Genomic DNA, 18,091 nt, shown 5'->3' with positions numbered 1-18,091 from the left:
ATGAGGCGACTGTTCGACAACTTGTAGTCCCACATGCTTCCGTGCGACACGTCGCTCGTGCCCGTTGATCCACGAAGAGCTTCGACCTGAGATTACTGTCCGGCCCATGGAGAACAAGGCGGGGCCGGTCCCTCTACCCCCGGGGACGCCGCGCTGCGGATTACAATGGCTTTTGTCTACCGTTCCTCGTCTGTCGACTGATCATTCGATATACCGCCGAGCGCGTCACCCGCATTGCGACTTTCGGCCCTCGGCATTTTCCGCGACATTGCGCAGGACGAGCTCAGAAAGCTGCACAACCAGCTCTTTGAGACGCACTATTTCTTGCCTGCACCGCGCCAACTCGCGCTGTTCATCTGTCATTCTTGATACTTCATAGCGGTTCCCAGCCGCATGATTCATGTTGAACCTCTATCCGACTAGGTAAGCGCGAACGACGGCTCGAGCATACCCCTTGCCCGGGATTGTACCGGCAGATCGGCATTTTTGCGCCAGTAAACATCGTACGCAGCGATCCACGATCTTGCCGCCTCCGCTTAGTGTGCCATCCCGGCTACAGATCTGAGCGTCTCGTACAAAAACTCGCTTGCCATGAGGAGCACGAGATCGAGTTTTGCCCCCTCGGGACGGCCCTCGCGGAAATAGCCACATCGGATCCAATTGCCTTCCTGATTTGCATTCACATATCAACCAGACCCATCAAACCTGGAACAACATCCGTCCCAGGCTCACGACGCGATCGCCGTTCCTGCTGGAACGGTCCGCCGGTCGTGTTCCACAGATATCAAAACCGCGTCTGCAGTGCGGAGGCGATCCGCATCGCGCGCTTTAATGTCGATGCTTTCCTTGACCGGACGGTGACCATTCACCTGCCCGCATGATCGAGAGAAAATCAGACGTGTCGATTTTGCGCAGCGCATTGCGCCAACTCCGCAAAGGAATTGCCTTTTAGGTGCTGCCACGGCGCAATGCGGAAGGCGTCGGTCTTGAGCCCAACTTGGCTATGCCCTCCCGAGCCTTGGCGCTCGGCTGGAAGGTGATCGCGGCTCGGCGCTGGCCGCCCTGCTTCGTCCTTGTTCGAGAAGCAAGCGGTTTGTCATCGAGATTGGGAATGGGAATGGCCAGGAGGTTGTTATCGGAACTTCTGTGGTGATCCCCAACATCGAATATGAGCTCGAAGAGGAGAGCAGAAGAGGTTGAACATCAAAGGGAACCGTGCAGAATGATCGAGACCACGCAGCTGGTGGTGATAGTTGATGGTTGGCGTACCCCGGCGATAGAACGGGGCGTTTCTTGCCGCACCAAATGCGCATTGCGCGTCCCGCCCGTCGACATCCACGCCGGCGGTCACCAGCCATACTGGCTTGGCGCCGGCATCGGCGAGAGCCGCTCCAATCAATTCCATCGGCACGAGCCGACCTCAGCTCCTTAGCCGGTTTTGCAGTGCCGGCCGGCTGACGCCGAGATTCTTGAGGTTCAGCGGGTCTGGCTTACCTGTTGCCAATCCCCTGAGCAGCGCGCGCGTGCCGTCCACGACAAAAACGCCGCAATCATAGCTGTTCTGCTGCTTGGCCATGTCGGCTGGACTGAAGCTGAGGCCCAGCCGGTTGGCGAGCCTTGCTGCGCGCGCGTCATTGTATCCCCGGATGGAGTCGTAATGATAGGCGACCGGCCGTTGCCGGTCCCTACGATCAACGACCGCCTCCTTCCCTCCTTCGACACCTCCGCGGCTTGACCAGCGCGACGCGCATCAGCTGCCCTTCGAAATCCCAGGCAAGCAAAATAGAACTGTGAGCAGCTCGCGCCCATCGCGATCCGGCTGACACAATTCGACTTGCAGTTTGCGCTCGTTAGCAGCGTGTTTGCTCCAAACATTTGAGCGTGGGCACAGCGTATCAAAAACACGACCTTTCTGGTCCAAAGCTTCGTTACTGTAGTGGTCTGTGTGGAGAATGGATTAGCCGCGCGCGAAATCCAGGCAATCCAGGACGTGGACGGCGCCTCCACGCCGATCTTGCCCCTGCTCACCAACGCGGATTCGGCGCCGTCGGTGGGAGTCCGCGAAGAACGCCAGCACGCTCGCGCTCCATAACATCTGCATCGTCAGACAATGCTCTCGACCACAGGAGAGTGGCTTTCCATGTTGGCCAATACCGCTCGGCATTTCACTGTGACGGACCAGCCGAATGAGCCGCAGTTCCACAAGCCCCATTGTAAAGATGCTCAGATCGGGCATCCGCGCGGCAAGTAGCCTGGTGCGCTCGGACCAATCCTGTCCGCTCTTGGCCGGAATGACCATCTCGAGTTTGAGATCGTCGACGCTGGCCATGCTATTCGGATAGCCAACAAGTAGCTTCCAAAATGATGACCATGGTCGCCACTTAGAAACCACGTGATCTTCTGGAAAAGACGAACACATACGACATCACACAAAATATGACGTGCAATGTGCCTTGAGCGCTCACGTGTACAAGCCCATTCAAAAACAGAATGCGACACGCACGTCGACCGCTGGCGGATCCCTCAGCTGCCTGTGAGAGATCGGCGGCTTGAATTTTATGCGGATGAGCTAAAAGGCCTTGAATCGCACGTGGCGTCACGTTGTACCATTGCGAAGTAGCTGACGAGGATGCCCGGCAAATCGGACCGGCCCGCTGTTTGCTGCCACCGGTGAGACGATGATACCAATGCGGTCGATGTGTGTACAGCAGAGGGCGACACGGCCCCAATCCCCGCCTGTGGGATCGCGCGAACGGGCTCCGAGTGCTCGCATGCGAACAACAACGTACTTCGTCCCAGCCCAGGAAATGCTGGGTTACTGCGCTGTGCGGCCGGCACGTTGACGCCGTTCTAACAACCGCGGATCGTCCCTGTTCGGCGCCGCTCATTAGTCAGTATGACTTTGATGATCCTCAGGACAACGGACAATACACACTTCAAGGTTTGTGCGAGCCAGTGTTGAGCCGCACATCAATATCGTCTGATAAAAAAATGACGCCAGATTTCTCCGATCATTGATCCTTTCGCAATTAGAATTTGCGGTGAACGTTTTGCCGCAAATAACCGTCGGCAGTTCTCCCTCTGTCGACGACAGACTTCGGCCCGGCCATCGAAATGAGGCCGGGCTTTTTTTGCCACCGATGAACGACAGTTTGGAGTGTTCTGGCCCGCGGTGTCTGATGATGGCGAAGGGTTAGGGAGACAAACGTAAGCGATCGATTGGGAGGATAGTTCGTCACATGCTGAAATCGATCAATACGATCCTAGCGCCCGAGCTGCTCTGGCTGCTCGCCCCCATGGGCCATGGCGACTGCCTCGTGGTGGTCGACGCCAACCACCCGCATTGTCGCGGCGACTCTGCTCGGAGCGCCTGATCCAGCTGCCGGGCATGAGTCATGGAGAGGACCGTCCGCGCCATCCTAACGCTCTATCCGCTCGACGATGTCGTCGATCCGTGTGCGTGATGATGCCGGTCGACGATCCCGACCGTGTGCCCGGACGCAGCGCACGGTGCTGGCCGAGTTCGAGCGCTCGGTCGGCCGCGCCATCAGTCCCGGCAAGCTCTCGCGTCCGGATTTTTATCGCGCGGCGGCTTCGGGCTTCGGCGTCGTGCAGGCGGGTGACAGCAGGGGATATGGGTGCTTCCTGATCAGGAAGGGCGTGATCAGCTAAGAGAAAAATTCTGCGCAAAATTGCGCAGAACTCTGCACCCAAATTTGAATGGCCTCCGCGCAACCGACCGACTATTGTCGATCCATGTCTCGCCTTGTGTGTCTAACTGCTACTGTCATCGTGTCGCTGCTGCCGGTCGTCGCGAACGCTGCGCCAATTCAAAAGCGGCCCAAGCCGGTCTGGCAAGGTTACGGCTTCCTGCCAGGCTATCGCCAGCCGCTGACTAACAGCATTCCGCTCTACAAGCAGAAGGACGCGATGCGTCGGCTCTCGCGCGCCGACCGGCGCCACTGGTATATTGACCCGGTTCCTCAGTACTACGGTTGGGATGGCGAGTGGCACTATTTCGGCAGTCCCGGCTTTGGCGGCGGCCGCTACAACGGCGGGAGCTTCGGGCCGTGTTGGACGCGGACGCCGATCGGGCCGATCTGGAATTGCGGGTGATCGGGCGGCGCGGCTAGGAGAAACTTCGGGCCATTGCGCCGGGATCACGTCGAGGCGTTTACTGACGTCCTCGCCGATCTTCGTCATCGCGCGGCAGCCGCACGGGCAGAGCGTGCTCTCAGATTCGATGATCAGCTCCACCTGCGGCAAATGAGCAGGCAAGTAACCCGATTGCGATGACGATCTTGATCCAATCCGGCGCGAGATCGGCCCCTGGTGATCGCCGCCGCCTTCTCCTGCGCCGCGTCCAGGATGCCTTGCGGGACAATCGGCTGCTGCAGTTATGCTGGACGCCTCACGGCGATCTTGTCCGGAATGAACAACATGCTTCAGCTCGCTTTCCCAATGAGACAATAGCGACACCAAGCGCGTGCTGAAATCCGCCCATCTCAAGGAACTACGAAAACTGACGCAATTGCTTTGGCATTTGTTCGAAGCAGTGCACCAGCTTCCTAGAGGGCCAGACCATACAGCAGCCGTTTAGACGATTAAACGCTTCGAGCGCCGGCTGGCAGTGTTGATTCAAGCATCTGAAACGGCTCGGGCTGCTGACCGCGAAGTCGTCGGTCGTGCCGGCTCGCTAAATAAGCGACGCAATTGCTGCGGGCAGCGAACTGAGGCGATGGGCCAAATTCCGGACTGTGCACTGCAACAAACAAGCAAGCATTTCACTCGATCACCTCCTCGGCGCGAGCGACGAGCGTCGTCGGCACTTCGATGCCCAGCATCTTGGCGGTCTTAAGGTTGACCACAAGATCAAATTTCGTCGGCTGCTCCACGGGAAGATCAGACGGCTTCCTGCCACGCAGAACCTTGTCGACGAGCTCAGCAGCGCGGCGATAAAGGTCAGTGAGGTTGGGTCCATAAGATATCAGGCCTCCCTCTTCGACGTGCTCCCGCTCACCATAGATAGTCGGCAGCTGCGCCTCCAACGCTAACGTGGCGATCCGACCCCTGTTGTTATTTACAAGCGGATCAGCACACACATAGACAGCGTCTACCCTGCCTTTCAGTGCTTTGAAGGTGGTCCCGATATCCTCCACGCGACGGAATTCAGGTGTGACAAATTCGAGATTAACAGACTTGGCCGTCTTCTGCACATCGCGCATCTCTAACGCAGCTCCCGCACTACCGGGATTGGCGAGGACTCCCAATCGGCGCAAACTCGGGACCAGCTCGCGAATTAGCTCCAGTCTCTTACCACTTAGATCGGACCCTTGATACGACAGCCCCGTGACGTTTCCGCCTGGTCGCGCCAGACTGGCGACAAGCCCGGTGCCAACTGGGTCGGTCGATATCGCGAAGACGATCGGGATGTCCAAGGTCGCCTGTTTCGCCGCTATAACGGGTCCAGCTCCCGCAGTGACAATGATATCGACCTTCTTGCGCACAAATTCAGTCGCGATTTCGGCGGCGCGCTTGTTGCTGGCCTCCGCCCAGCGATATTCGATAGCCACCTTCCGCCCCTCGGGCCAACCGAGCTCGCTCAGTCGCTGCAAGAAAGCAGGTAGAGATTTTCTCTGGGCCGAGGCCGTAGTTGCGCCCAAGTATCCAATGGTCGATATCCGCTCCCGTTGCTGCGCGCGGGCGACGAGCGGCCACATGGCCACGACACCAAGCATACCAAGAAATCGACGCCGCCTCATTTGTCCGACCCGAGGCATCAAAACGGGCAGCTTATAGCACACAGGAAAGGGCGCGTGGGGTGCCCCTCGACGGCTACCAGATGCGATATATCTATTTTCTCAGTCCGTCCGCGCGTGCGCGGCTCGCCTGCAAAGAAATCGCATATGCGGAGATCATGCGGCGCGGCGCCGGCATGTATCGCGGTAATGCGCGTGGCAAGTAGGCGATGGCCGACAACCAATCGGCACAGCGGCCGCGGCAGCGGCGACCGCCACGCTCCAGCTTGAGCCGACATGTCGGGTCTTGGAAGCGAAGCAGAAATCATGTGCCGAGCCTTACCGGTTGTGACCCGCAGCGGTCCATCGGTGACAGCTGCGCACCGTCCGCTTCCAGACCAGCACCGGACTAGCCCCTCGCAGGCCTAGAACACCGATCCTGGCCCGAGGCTGACGGACACATTGCGTGGACAGCGCGGCATAAGGCGGACTCATTATTGTTCATTGGCAGCCACTCAGGATTGCACTTGCGAAATACTCCGGCGCGTCTTTGAAAGGCAGGTAAATGTTCTTTCTCTTGAAAGGTCTCGAAGTTCTCTAGCTCGCTCCAAACTGTATCGTTCGCCAACAACAAGAGAGCCATCGGTCTGTGTCAGGTCGGCTGCCATATTCGATTTCGATCACAACCTGTCCGCTCACAGGATCTGCTTCACAATTGTTTCAAAAGGAATTAATCTGCTACCGTTGCGGAATTTTAAACTTGATTGGAGCGTCGACGATAATGCGTAAGGAGTATTCAAATGCCAACCAACGGAGAGCCGCGTAGAGCAATTACGCTTGGTGGAGGTGGGCCGGCAGCGGGGCTGCACATCGGGGTTCTGGAGGCCCTTGCCAATCAGCCCGACCTGAAGTTCGACGTATGGTCTTTGTCTTGCATCGGTGCATGGGTCGGTGTCGTCTACAACCAGTCAGACAAATCCAATGCTAAAGGTAAGGTCGAAGAAACATACGAATTCTTCAGAGATGGCGTATTTCGAGATGATGAAGGGTACAGGCGCTTCCCGATAAACACCGTGTTCGGCCCGGATTGGCGCAGCAACATAGACGCATTCAACAAATTCGTTAGTGACCCCAAGAATTATAGGGACTTTCAATGGCAGCCCTACAGGATGTTCGATTACGTCCAGGAATCCCTATCCATTGTGATGGACCAACTACCGACCGGTGAAAGGAGATCCTTCAAGAGGTTGGACGAAGGAGATCTCAATCGATGGATACTCAACCAGGTGATGGCTCCTAATCCCTTTATCCGCTATCTGACATCCCTGATGTACCTATCCAAGTTCAACGGACTCTCCAGAATAAACTACCCGGAGAGCGAGTTCATGAAGAAAATCAAATTCGACCGGCTGTCCCCATCCGGTCGCGACGACGCGGAGAAGAAACCCCTGATCTTTCACAACGCGTGGGACCTGGATCATCACGAGCTCACGTACTTCGCAAATCGTCCGATGCCGGTGTTGAACAAGACCGACGAAAGCATAAAGAAGAGGTACGGCGGCCCTATCACCGCACAGTCCTTATGCGCGTGCTCGGCTCTTCCCTTCATCGAAGAAACCGTGGAGATCGATGGAACGACCTACTGCGAAGGGGCCTTGGTGGACACGGTCAATTTCGAGGGATTGCTCGATCTCCAGGTGAGAGGGCAAAAGCTCGACGAAATATGGATTAGCCGGATTGTCGATTCTAAACAAATCCGAAAGCCAGACAATCTTCACGATGCGCTGGCAAATCTCTGCCAATTGTTTGCAGCTTCGGTTGGCGAAGATGACGTCAAGCTGTTCAAATACCACGTCCGGTACGACAAACGAAAATGCGACACATCGAAGGGCAACGGCGCGGAAGACCAGAATTCAAAAACAACAAGAGCTGAAGCTTCGAAGAATGACGCTGCGAAGACTAAGAAGGCCAAAGATACGCAAGTTCACAGTTCAAACGACGTATGGAACGGCACGGTTGTCGAAATTCACGTTCCCGGGCACATCAACTTCAAATGGAATCACAGCAACCTGGACAATGGGCGAAAGCTGGGGCGAGAGTCTGCGGAGCAAGCGATCAAGCAATATCGCCAAAACAAGGATACACCCCATCCCGGAGAACCGCTGTTCATCAACGAAAGACCCGAGCAAGATGCCGATTGGCGACGAATTCGCGACGACTATCAAAAGCTGAAGAAAGCGCTCGCCGAGAGCTAGAAGATCTGAACTATCGCGACGTTCCACCTGGGATCATCGCAATCGATCGAGCAAAGCCCGTGCTTGCTTGAGGTCCTGCGTCTCAAAGCCCTCGGTGAACCAGTCGTAGACGGGCGCGAGGACCTTGACCGCTTCTTCACGGTTGCCTTCCTCCACCCAGAGGGCGGCAAGATCCATTGCGGCTCTGAGTTCAAGAGCCTTGGCCCGTTGGGCACTTGCGGTCGTTAAGGCCTTTTGGAGCAACTCGATTCCGGCATTCCTTGAACCGCGAAGCATCAGCGTGCGCGCTTTCAATCGATACAACTCGGCCTCAAATATCCGTTCGCTATTGCGACTAGTTGTCGTCAGGCCCCGCTCGATAAGCGCCGTCGCAGCCTCGTAATCCTGTCCAAGCAGCAAAGCCGGACACAACAGCACATATAGCGCCGTGATTCCCAGTTGGTAACCCGCGCCACGATATTCGTCCATTGCAGCTCGGATCTCCTCAACGGCGCTGGAGGAGGGGTCAAGCAATGTCACGCATATGCCACGGACGGCCTGCGCCAGCCCGTGCCATTGGCGGAATCCGTGCTCCTCCGACAAGCTGCGACAGCGGTCTGCATAGCGTTGCGCGCGAGACATTTCGCCGCGAAGAGCGTGGAGAACAGAAGCATAGTAGCAGGCATACGCTTGCGAGTGAGGATGATTGATGACGTCGGCCCGTTGAATGGCGGCATCCATGCGTGCGCTTGCTGCATCAAAGTGACCGAGCAGCCAGAGAACCCATGACATCAGCGCAAGGTCGGCTACTCCGGCATCCTGACCGGCTGCTCGGGCGGCCAATCTGTCATCCTCAGAGCTTGCCTCGAACTCCGCAACCGCGCGCTCGATAGCCTCGCGGGCATCCGTGAGACGTCCCATGAAAAGGCGAATCATGGCCTGACCGCGGGTCGCATTGAGCAGCGCTGGCCGATCGCCGCGCGTCTCGGTGAGATGAAGCAGTGCCGCGATTGTTTCCTGGGCTACCGGCAACTCGCCGCGAATGACGCTCGCGGTCGTCAACCAGAACATAATTTGTAATTGTTCAGGGGGATCTCCGAGGCGCTCGCACAGCTCCCGCGCGCGAGCGAAGGTTGCCACCGCTTTGTTAGAAGCGGGGCCCTGGGTAGCGATGAGGCAGGGTCCCAGCGCGACTGCAAAATCAAGCTCTAACCTGTCCTTTCGTTCACCATTGGCCAAGTGGATAGTGGTCTCGATACCCCGCTCCAGTTGAGCGATGGCCTCGAGGTTGGCGGAGCGCATGGCGGCTTTCCTGCCTGCCAGCAGCCAATATCCCGTCGCCTTTTCGAACAGTCCCGCCTCGGTTAGATGATGCGCGATTGTTTCCGGTTGAGCTTCCACGATTTCCGGGAAACGCTGCTCGAAGGCGTCTGCAATCATGGCATGCAGCGCCGCGCGCCGACTCTTCAGAAGTCCCGAATAGGCAGCATCCCGTACGAGTGCATGTTTAAAGGTGTAAACCGCCCGGGGTATCTCGCCTCGGCAAAATATCAGCTCCGATCGAACCAACTGGCCAAGCGCCTCGTCAAGTCTCTCTCTGGGCAGTCCAGCGACAATGCTCAGCAGTTCGTAGGAGAACTCGCGACCAACCACAGCGCCAATCTGAGCCACCTCCCTCACCGGGGCCAACCGATCCAGCCTTGCCATGAGAGACGCATGTAATGTCGTCGGAATCGCCATCGGAGGCAGTGGCCGGCTGAGGACATAATGATCGTCTTGCTCGTGCAACAAGCCTGTTTCGAGCACCGTCTTGGTTAGTTCCTCGACGAAGAGGGGTACGCCATCGGTACGGGCGAGGATCTGGTCCATGACCTCTTTTGGGAGTGTCTTGCCGGCCGTAACGCGCTCGACCAGTGCTGCACCGTTGCGTCGGTTCAGGCGCGTGAGCGAAACCGTCGTCACATGCGCATGACCCGGCCAAGGCGGCATGAAATCCGGCCTCGCGGTGATGAGCACCAGCGCCCGAAGCTGCGGTACTCGTTCCAGTGTAAGCGTCAGCAGCTCAAGCGACGTGGGATCGGCCCAATGAGCATCCTCAAAGGCAATGAAGACGGGCTGACGTGCCGCAAGAGTATTGAGCTGCATCAGAAGCGCCGCCAGTGTGATCTCTTTCCGCTTCTGCGGGCTCAGCTCTGGCAGCTGGTAGCGGCCACCGGCAGGCACCGACAGGAGGTTTGCCAAAGGTGGTACTATCTGGTCTGCGGCAGCACCGGATTGCGCCAGCAAAGCCTGGAGCTTGACGAATTTCACATCTGGCGAGTCGGTTCGCTCGAAACGCGCAGCTCGTTCGAGTTGGCGGATGAACGGATACAGCGCGCTGTTAGTGTGGTGCGCCGAGCAGAAGAGGCGCAGCGTGATGTGCGGTTCGGTTTCCTTGAGTCGTTCTTCGAGCGCTTGTGCGATGTGCGACTTTCCGATGCCCGGCTCTCCGGTGAGCACCACAGCGCTGCCCTCACCACGCGTGGCGTTGTGCCAGCGACGTAACAGCAGATCTATCTCCTCGTCGCGCCCGATTGGGGGTGTCAATCGAGTCTGGTGCAGCGCCTCGAAACGGCTTTCCACCCCGCTCGTTCCCAACACCTCCCAAGCCGGTAGCGGTTCTACCCATCCTTTGAGTATAGCCGGGCCGACATTGCGGTATTCGAATTGTCCCTCCGTGAGTCGACGCGTACTCTCACAGATCAGGACTGTACCCGGCATTGCGAGCGCCTGCAGGCGTGCGGCCAAATTCGGCGTCTCACCAATCACCCCCTGTTCCTTGGCAGCGCCTTCGCCGATCAAGTCGCCGACCACAACCATTCCGGTAGCGATGCCAATGCGAACCTGTAGCGCCGCGCCGACATCTGTCTTCAGGTTAGCGACGGCATCCACCAACGCCAACCCGGCGCGGATCGCCTGCTCGGCATCATCCTCGTGCGCCTGGGGAAAGCCGAAATAGGCAAGAACGCCGTCCCCCATATAGCGGGCGATGATCCCCTCAGATTTGGTGATAACCTCAGCGATGCAAGCGTGGTAGGCGCCGATTACCGCTCGCAAGTCCTCGGGATCAAGGCGGACCGAGAGTGCAGACGAGCCCACTAGATCGCAAAACATCACCGTGAGCTGACGGCGCTCGGCGCCCTCTCGCGGTACCGTCTTGCTTCTTGTTGGAGCTGCCGAAGGGACATCGCCCCGAAGTTCGGCAATCGCACGCAGCATCTTGCGCCGATGTCCCAGCAAGACGCCAAGGTCCTTCAGGTCCTGCTCCGTAAGATCGCCCAGGACCGAAAGATCAATGGCGTTCTCGGCGAAACGCCCCGCGTACTCACTCAAGCCTATCGATGCTAGCCATTCCGCAATAGCTGTCATGGCAAACCTAATGGCTTCTGTCGTGATAATAGCACGTTTGCTGGACATGCGAAGGGGCTCGTCCAGCCACGACGTGCGCAATCGCCCGCACCGGGAAAACGCCGACGCATAGCTACGGTTCTAACCGATTTGCAGCTCTTCGCATGCGCCGATGAGCATGCATTCATGCTTATGACATTCTCGTCCATTTGCGCCAGCGTCGGTCGCATGCCAACTTGCTTCTCACCTGAAGCACCGACCCATAGGCTCGAGACTCGGACCCGAGCCGGAATGTGCGTCCGGTTCTAGAAGTAGACAGGACTAGACTTGCGCGGTTAGGATACTTCCGCTTTCGGGCCCGAAACCGAAATGCAGGCCTAGCCTTTTTTTGTCGGCTTGTCAGGGTAGACCGGATGCGAGCGGACGGCGGTTCGAATAGACGCTCATGACCCGAAGCGGTCGTTGCCCCGTGTTACTCCTGATCCCGGCACCAAGTGTGCGCTTTAGCACGACCCGGAAAACTCGATTGGAGCAACCGGGGCAGCACGCCCGCGCGAAGGCGTAGGGGAGGTTCTGTGGCGCGAAGCGTTCTGGTCGAACGAAACCATCAGCTATTCAGCGTTGCGACCGGATCGCCGTGAGGTCGCCTTGTCGCGAGCCGTCTTCATCAGCCTCTTCCCGCAAACCAGCAAGCCTAAGCGCCTTTACCATCATGTCCCGGAAGTCGGCATCGAAGCACCACAGAGCGTAGAGGCGATCAGCTTCTCGCACGCTGATGTTGGGCTTGAGTTTCAGCAACGGCGGAATTTGGGCCTTGGCTTCGTCAATTCTTCCGAGATGAGGGAGCGTGTAGACGAGGTGCAGACGGTCCAACCAGTTCTGCTCAGAGTAGGACCGTTGGAAAATCTCAAGAGCCTTGGCATACTCCCCCTTCCGATAGTGGTCCTTTGCGACCACCCACCACCACCAGGATGGTGCCGCCGTCCCTGCAAGTGCCAGGCCCTTTTCTGCAAGCTTTCGCCCATAGTCCCAGTCTCCGGCATAAGCCAGAAGGTTGCCCATGGAGCCGAGGGCGTTGGCGTCATCAGGGTTGATGGCCAGCACGCGGTCAGCTTCAATCCGCATTCTCCCGGTCTGACAGGTTACGAAATAGGCATTGAAGAGCGCGAAATGTGCAGCTTCATTTTCGGGTGCTAGTTCTACGGCGCGATTGCCCGCCTCAATGATGCGGGGAACGAGATCGATACTCTTCTCATTGTCGTCGAGTCCGGTACCCCAACTATACTGTATCTGCAGAACGCGCGTAAGGATCGCCCACGCCTCGGCATAATTGGGGTCGCGCTTTACACTGGCCTCCAGACATGCGCGGGCCCGTCGCATCGGCTCTGCGGCGCTCTGTGCCGCACTTGCCTGATAGCCTTGAAGAACGCACTCATAGGACGAAAGCTCGGTAGCCGACTTTGCACGCGAGCGCTCTAGCTCTGCTTTTGCGACTGCACCAGTCCGGATGTCGCCAACTGCAGCGCCGATATGATGAGCGATATCATCTTGTATGCTGAGGAGGCTTGTCGACGTCGTCGACCGCTCGAAGGTCTGCGCCCAAACGTGGGTCCCCGAGCGCGCATCTATGAGCTGCGCAGTGACGCTGATCTGATCGGGGACGCGCCTGAAGCTGCCCTCGATCACATATTGGGCCTGAAGCTGCCGGCCGAGCTCTTGCATTTCCACGGCTTTCTTCTTGTAGGCGAAGGTGGTGTTGCGAGCCAGCACTCGCAGTTGATCGAAGCGGCTCAGGACAGTGATGAGTTCATCGCTGATGCCATCCGAGAAATATTCCTGATTAGGGTCGCCGGATAGATTGTCGAACGGAAGAACAGCAAGCGTGGGCCCCCTGGGCTGGGTTGAAGGTGCGCCGGCGATGCTGGCGCTCACTTGGCTGGGAGCGCGGTGTCGACCGATACTTTGCCAAACGACCACGCCTGTGATCGAAAGCGCCGCGACCAAAACGGCGGCCCGCGCTGATCTCATTCGCAGCCACATTGGCGGAGCCCTTCCAAGCCATCGGAAGAAGCCCGTTGGATGTGGCTCGTCCTCTGGGCGCGGTATTGTCGCGAGCCCAGCAATAGCTTCAGGACCCAGTTTAAGAATACGAACAGGTCGCGCGATGTTTTTGAGCTTCTGCTCGCCACAGTCCTCGAACGGAAGCTCGAGTCTGCCGGCCAGATCCTCGTAAACTCGACCGGAGATACAGAGTCCCCCAGGCGAACTTAAGACTTCAAGCCGCGCTGCGACGTTAACCCCGTCACCGAAGATGTCTTGATCGTCGACGACGATATCGCCCTCGTGCACACCGACCCGGAACTCTAGTCGTCGGTCCACAGGTATCTCAGAGTTGCGCCCGGCCATCGTTCGCTGGATAGCCACCGCGCAGGCTACAGCCTCCACAGCGCTGGGGTACTCGATGAGAATGCCATCTCCAGTCGTCTTGACGACACGGCCTTGATGCTCGGCGATTTTGGGATCAACGACTTCACGCCGAATGACCTTAAGCCGGCGAAGCGTTCCGCGTTCGTCTTGACCCATCAGTCGGCTATAGCCAACCACGTCCCCTACGAGGATGGCTGCGAGGCGGCGCTGCTGGTGCATTTGCTGCACGGCCATTCTCCCCGACCCGAGCAGTAGAGCGGAGACACGCTAGACGACCGGGCGGTTGCATGAGCGGCACCAGCTTAGCACCTTTCGACATGGTAGGTTGCAGAAAGTTGGGGTTCGACTACGACCCCGGAGTCTCGCAACCCTGCGAGTTGCCGCATCCGATGTCCGCCCCTCGTGCGAACTAGGGCGCCGATCTGGAATATCTGCTTGGGAAGCTGACGGGCTGCCTTCCAACCCGTCTCTCGTGACCCGAGCCGACATCAAGCGGATCGGGAGGTCGATCTCGCCAAGGTTTGCTGTCGGAGGGCGAGCCAACGTGAGTTTTTGCCGCCGACATGCTACAAGGCGCGTTCCAGCAACAAACGACTGGCGAAATCGGCATGCGTGATGGACAACCGAGTCAAACCGCTCGGCGGGCGGCTGCTTACCGCGCCATTCACCAAACCTTAGAAGGCGGGTCAATTTTCAAGGATCAGTTTGCGCTGAGAATACTAGACGCGGAGACGGCGGGGTCCTTGAGCGAGATCGCAAGAGATGGCTCCGTGCGCCCAATGCGCCTATTCATAGCTGCACGCAGCCGGTGCTCCGAAGACACAATAGCAAATTGCGTTGCACGTGGCGTACGTCAGGTCGTGGTACTGGGTGCTGGCCTCGACACATTCTCGTTGCGAAATCCCTATGCTGATTTAGGCCTTCGTGTTTTCGAGGTCGACTACTCTGCAACGCAGGTGTGGAAACGCGATCGGATAAAGGCCGCAGGCCTCTCCGAGCCGCCGTCGCTTGTCTTCGCGCCCATCGATTTTGAGCGAGAAAGTCTGGCAGATGGTCTGACGAGAGTCGGTTTCAGGGTGGACGAGCCAGCTTTTTTTCAATGGCTGGGCGTTGTGCCATATCTGACAAAGCATGCGGTCTCGTCCACCTTGAAGTTCATATCCGAGCTACCACAAGCTGCTGTCGTTTTCGATTATGCCGAGCCGTTTGAGAATTATCCTGCTGAGCGCCGCGCCAGCATTGTGGCAACTGCAGAAAGAGCGGCCGCGCGAGGTGAGCCTTGGCTCAGTCTCTTCGAGCCGATCGAGTTGCACCACTTGCTGCACGGCGTGGGGTTTAACGTAGTAGAAGATCTCGGTGCCAGCGAAATAGCGGAGCACTATTACGGGGTCCTAGGGCGAGGCATCGCGTTCGGACCTGGTGCCCATATCGTGCGGGCACATCAATAGGTTAACTAAAACGTGGTCGGCTTCTGGCCCGAACGCGAAGTTCGCGACGGCGCCCGACACGTCAGCAGCCGGCGCCAGACCGGACGTGGTGGCGACGCGGCCAAATCGACGCGAATGACCCAAGGCGGACACATCAGGAGACCGATCTTACGTCGGATGCTCCAGGGTAAACGCGGCAGCTACGCTGACCAGTCCAACGGCAGGACGTTTCCTCAGGGCAACTGGGCGCAGTTGATATCAATTTACATCCTCCCTTCCTGAAGCTTATTGTCGCGCTATATTCGCTGCCTTTGGAGATTGAGGACAAGCTCACGGAATATTCATGCGCTATTTCTTTGAGGACTATTTATTGGATACTGAACTGCGTGAGTTGCGGCGCGGACCTGATGTCGTGCATACTTCGCCGCAGGTCCTCGATCTGCTCGAATTTTTGATCCGCACCAGGGATCGCGTGGTCAGCAAAGATGATGTCATAAGCGCGATTTGGAATGGTCGAATTGTATCTGATGCGGCGCTGACGACTCGGCTGAACGCTGTCCGACGTGCGATCGGCGACTCCGGCGAACGACAACGTTTGATCAAAACGTTTCCACGTAAGGGATTTCGTTTCGTAGGCGCCTTGCATGACGCAGATCGGCGCACTGCAATCGCGATGGTCTCTTCTACAGAACAGCTAGAGCTTGCGCATCCGACCGGAGAGCAAGCGGTTTTAGTCCCAGCTTCTTATGAACAACTAACAGGCAAACGCCGATCTCATCACAGACTGGGTCACCTCAAAGGCCCACTGAAGCTTGCCGGCGCTGCGCTGGCATCGGTCGCTGCCGTCGGCGCAATCGCTGGCGGTCTTTCCGGCTATTGGAGTGCCTGGAAGACGCTCCGTACCGACCCAGTTCGGGAAGCTCAAGAGATCCAAGGGGTACGGAAGGCCATACCCGAAATTAAGCCTCGTCTCTCCATCGTGGTGCTGCCCTTCGCCAACCTCAACAACGATCCAGAGCAGGACCAATTTGCCGACAGCATCACAAGAGAACTGACGATCGACATGGCGCGAACGCCCGCCACGTTAGTTATTGGACACGAGACCGCCTTGATCTACAAGGATAGGCCGATCGATCTGAAGCAGTTTGGATCGGTTCTCGGCATCCGCTGGGCCGTACAGGGTGCGGTGAGACGCAACGGAGATCAAGTACGGATCAACGTATCACTAACCGATCTTCAAACCGCTCGTGACATTTGGTCCGATTGGTTCGACGGTGACCTAACAAATCTCGTTGCCTTGCACGGTAACATCACGGCCCGGATTCTCTGCGTTGCGCACCTGCACCTCCGGCAATATGAACAGGCCATCGAGCAGTGTAGCCGCTCGTTGAATATCGGCGCAAGCCATCAGGCTTACGTCAGTTGATTGCTCCTGAGGGGCGAACAGGCCGCGAGGCCCGCAATCGAGCAGGGCCCACTGCTGCATCTGACAAAGATCTGTTCGATGGCGGACCTATTAGCCCAAACTAACATGGGTTCGTGACGAAGCTTGCCGGTCGGTGCGAAGATAGCGCTCACCTCCACTCTGCTTGATACTCGAGATCATAGAAAAGTAAGTCGCTGGTGAGGATAATGTAAGCGTGGCGTCAAGCACGCTCCGTTGTGCCTTGGCAAGGTCGCTCATGGGTAGTTGCCCTAGGAGTTAGCCATGAGCACGACCTATACTGCTGCGGGATCGGCGCAGGCGCCTGCGCCAACACGCCGTCCTCCAAACTTTCTCGCGAGATATTTTGACGCCTTTTGTGCTTGGCGTATCCGTCGGAGCTTGCGCGAGACACTGGACGAATTAAGCGATCTAGAACTTAGAGATATGGGGGTTACGAGGGCTGAGATCGACTATCTCGTTCGCACCGATTTTTCGACCGATCCACGTGTCTCCAGCAGTAAGTGAGGCTGGTTCCATAGCGGCTCCGCTCGAAGAACCTCTTGCACCCGCGAACGACTTGCTTAAGTTCTGCAACCCCTCGAGCGACCTGCCCCGCCGCTCACGGGCTCACGCGCCCACGTCGAGCCGGATCGCATCCTCGCAACGGTAATGCTCACCGACATCGTCGGCTCGACGAAACGCGCATCGGAACTCGGTGATACGCGCTGGAGCGCACTGCTCGACCAGAACGACCGCATTGCACGGCTGGAGATTGAACGCTTCAAGGGACGGGAAGTGAGGACAACAGGCGACGGGTTCTTGGCAACTTTCGACGGTCCTGCCCGCGCAATCCGGTGCGCTGCCGCCATCTCCGAGCGTGTGCGCTCGTTGGATCTCCAGGTCCGAGGCGGAGTGCATACGGGGGAGATAGAGGTAAAGCCGGACGACGTTAGCGGAATAGCTGTGCACATCGCAGCTCGCATCTGCGCCTTGGCCGGCGCTGGGGAGGTGCTCGTGTCCAACACCGTTCGTGATCTGGTCGCCGGCGCAAACTTTCGCTTCGGCGATTGCGGTTTTCATGCCTTGAAGGGACTTGATGAAGCCGTGCACCTCTATCGGGCCGAGACTGAAGAGCACGTGCGGGCCACCTCGGCGAGGTGACTTCAACGCTTGGGCCCCTCTGCCGTTTTCATTTCTTGGCATCCCGAAGCGGAGCCCGCGAAGGCGCGTGTTATTTATTATCTCGATAGTCAGGGCCTCTGCACAAAAGGCAGCGTGGCTGAAACAACGCCTCAGGCGAAGGTACAAGGTCGGCTCCTGGCCCGAAGTCGAAGATCACGATGGCGCCCGGCACGTCAGCGGCCGGGGCCAGACCGGACGTGGTGGCGACACGGCCAAATCGACGCGAATGACCCAGAGCGGTCATTTGCGCACCCTCGAAGTCCTACTTTT

Annotated in this window: 13 protein-coding genes; 8 read left to right on the top strand and 5 right to left on the bottom strand. The window is 58.0% G+C overall.

The window, feature by feature from the left end; translation table 11 throughout:
• Positions 1-1,420: 1,420 nt before the first annotated feature.
• Together CWO91_RS45195 and CWO91_RS05245 are read right to left on the bottom strand one after the other, a co-directional pair.
• Positions 1,421-1,576 carry a hypothetical protein gene (locus CWO91_RS45195; RefSeq protein ID WP_165405237.1) on the bottom strand — a complete coding sequence of 52 codons (156 nt, stop codon included), beginning with the start codon at positions 1,574-1,576 and terminating at the stop codon, positions 1,421-1,423.
• Between the two features lie 381 nt (positions 1,577-1,957).
• Positions 1,958-2,329, bottom strand: a complete 372-nt coding sequence (locus CWO91_RS05245) for a hypothetical protein (RefSeq protein WP_130212526.1) — start codon at positions 2,327-2,329, stop codon at positions 1,958-1,960.
• A 910-nt stretch (positions 2,330-3,239) separates the two neighbouring features.
• Here CWO91_RS05245 and CWO91_RS45385 point away from each other — a divergent pair.
• The 3 genes from CWO91_RS45385 (at position 3,240) to CWO91_RS05235 (ending at position 4,116) form a co-directional block, all read left to right on the top strand.
• On the top strand, positions 3,240-3,374 hold the full coding sequence (locus CWO91_RS45385) for an RbsD/FucU domain-containing protein (protein WP_208752985.1): 135 nt from the start codon (positions 3,240-3,242) through the stop codon (positions 3,372-3,374).
• Positions 3,375-3,510: 136 nt separating this feature from the next.
• A complete protein-coding gene (locus tag CWO91_RS45380; RefSeq protein WP_208752984.1) occupies positions 3,511-3,672 on the top strand; it encodes an RbsD/FucU domain-containing protein in 162 nt (53 codons plus the stop codon).
• An 84-nt stretch (positions 3,673-3,756) separates the two neighbouring features.
• Positions 3,757-4,116, top strand: coding sequence for a hypothetical protein (locus CWO91_RS05235; protein WP_165405236.1), 360 nt, complete (start codon positions 3,757-3,759; stop codon positions 4,114-4,116).
• Positions 4,117-4,784: 668 nt separating this feature from the next.
• Here the strand turns inward: CWO91_RS05235 and CWO91_RS05225 are convergent.
• Positions 4,785-5,720 (bottom strand): ABC transporter substrate-binding protein, encoded by a 936-nt coding sequence (locus tag CWO91_RS05225; RefSeq protein WP_165405235.1) that lies wholly within the window; start codon positions 5,718-5,720, stop codon positions 4,785-4,787.
• An 818-nt stretch (positions 5,721-6,538) separates the two neighbouring features.
• Between CWO91_RS05225 and CWO91_RS05220 the strand changes: the two genes are divergently transcribed.
• A complete protein-coding gene (locus CWO91_RS05220) occupies positions 6,539-7,993 on the top strand; it encodes a patatin-like phospholipase family protein (protein WP_130212523.1) in 1,455 nt (484 codons plus the stop codon).
• Positions 7,994-8,026: 33 nt separating this feature from the next.
• Here CWO91_RS05220 and CWO91_RS05215 read toward each other — a convergent pair whose 3' ends face one another.
• Together CWO91_RS05215 and CWO91_RS05210 are read right to left on the bottom strand one after the other, a co-directional pair.
• Complete coding sequence (locus CWO91_RS05215; protein ID WP_245471124.1) at positions 8,027-11,428, bottom strand: AAA family ATPase; 3,402 nt, start codon at positions 11,426-11,428, stop codon at positions 8,027-8,029.
• Between the two features lie 546 nt (positions 11,429-11,974).
• The gene (locus tag CWO91_RS05210) at positions 11,975-14,005 is read right to left on the bottom strand and encodes an adenylate/guanylate cyclase domain-containing protein (RefSeq protein ID WP_130212573.1); all 2,031 of its coding nucleotides are present in this window, start codon (positions 14,003-14,005) and stop codon (positions 11,975-11,977) included.
• Positions 14,006-14,349: 344 nt separating this feature from the next.
• Here CWO91_RS05210 and CWO91_RS05205 point away from each other — a divergent pair, with 344 nt between their 5' ends.
• The 4 genes from CWO91_RS05205 to CWO91_RS05190 all read left to right on the top strand — a co-directional run bounded on the left by CWO91_RS05205 (position 14,350) and on the right by CWO91_RS05190 (position 17,800).
• The gene (locus CWO91_RS05205; protein WP_349643564.1) at positions 14,350-15,234 is read left to right on the top strand and encodes a class I SAM-dependent methyltransferase; all 885 of its coding nucleotides are present in this window, start codon (positions 14,350-14,352) and stop codon (positions 15,232-15,234) included.
• 322 nt (positions 15,235-15,556) lie between these two features.
• On the top strand, positions 15,557-16,639 hold the full coding sequence (locus tag CWO91_RS05200; RefSeq protein WP_130212521.1) for a winged helix-turn-helix domain-containing protein: 1,083 nt from the start codon (positions 15,557-15,559) through the stop codon (positions 16,637-16,639).
• Between the two features lie 282 nt (positions 16,640-16,921).
• The gene (locus tag CWO91_RS05195) at positions 16,922-17,164 is read left to right on the top strand and encodes a DUF1127 domain-containing protein (RefSeq protein WP_130212520.1); all 243 of its coding nucleotides are present in this window, start codon (positions 16,922-16,924) and stop codon (positions 17,162-17,164) included.
• Positions 17,165-17,308: 144 nt separating this feature from the next.
• Positions 17,309-17,800: an adenylate/guanylate cyclase domain-containing protein gene (locus CWO91_RS05190; RefSeq protein WP_130212519.1), complete on the top strand. Its 492-nt coding sequence runs from the start codon at positions 17,309-17,311 to the stop codon at positions 17,798-17,800.
• Positions 17,801-18,091: the final 291 nt, after the last annotated feature.

The sequence above is a fragment of the Bradyrhizobium genosp. SA-3 genome (assembly GCF_004212635.1).
GTDB lineage: Bacteria > Pseudomonadota > Alphaproteobacteria > Rhizobiales > Xanthobacteraceae > Bradyrhizobium.
This window is presented reverse-complemented; position numbering and strand designations above follow the sequence as displayed.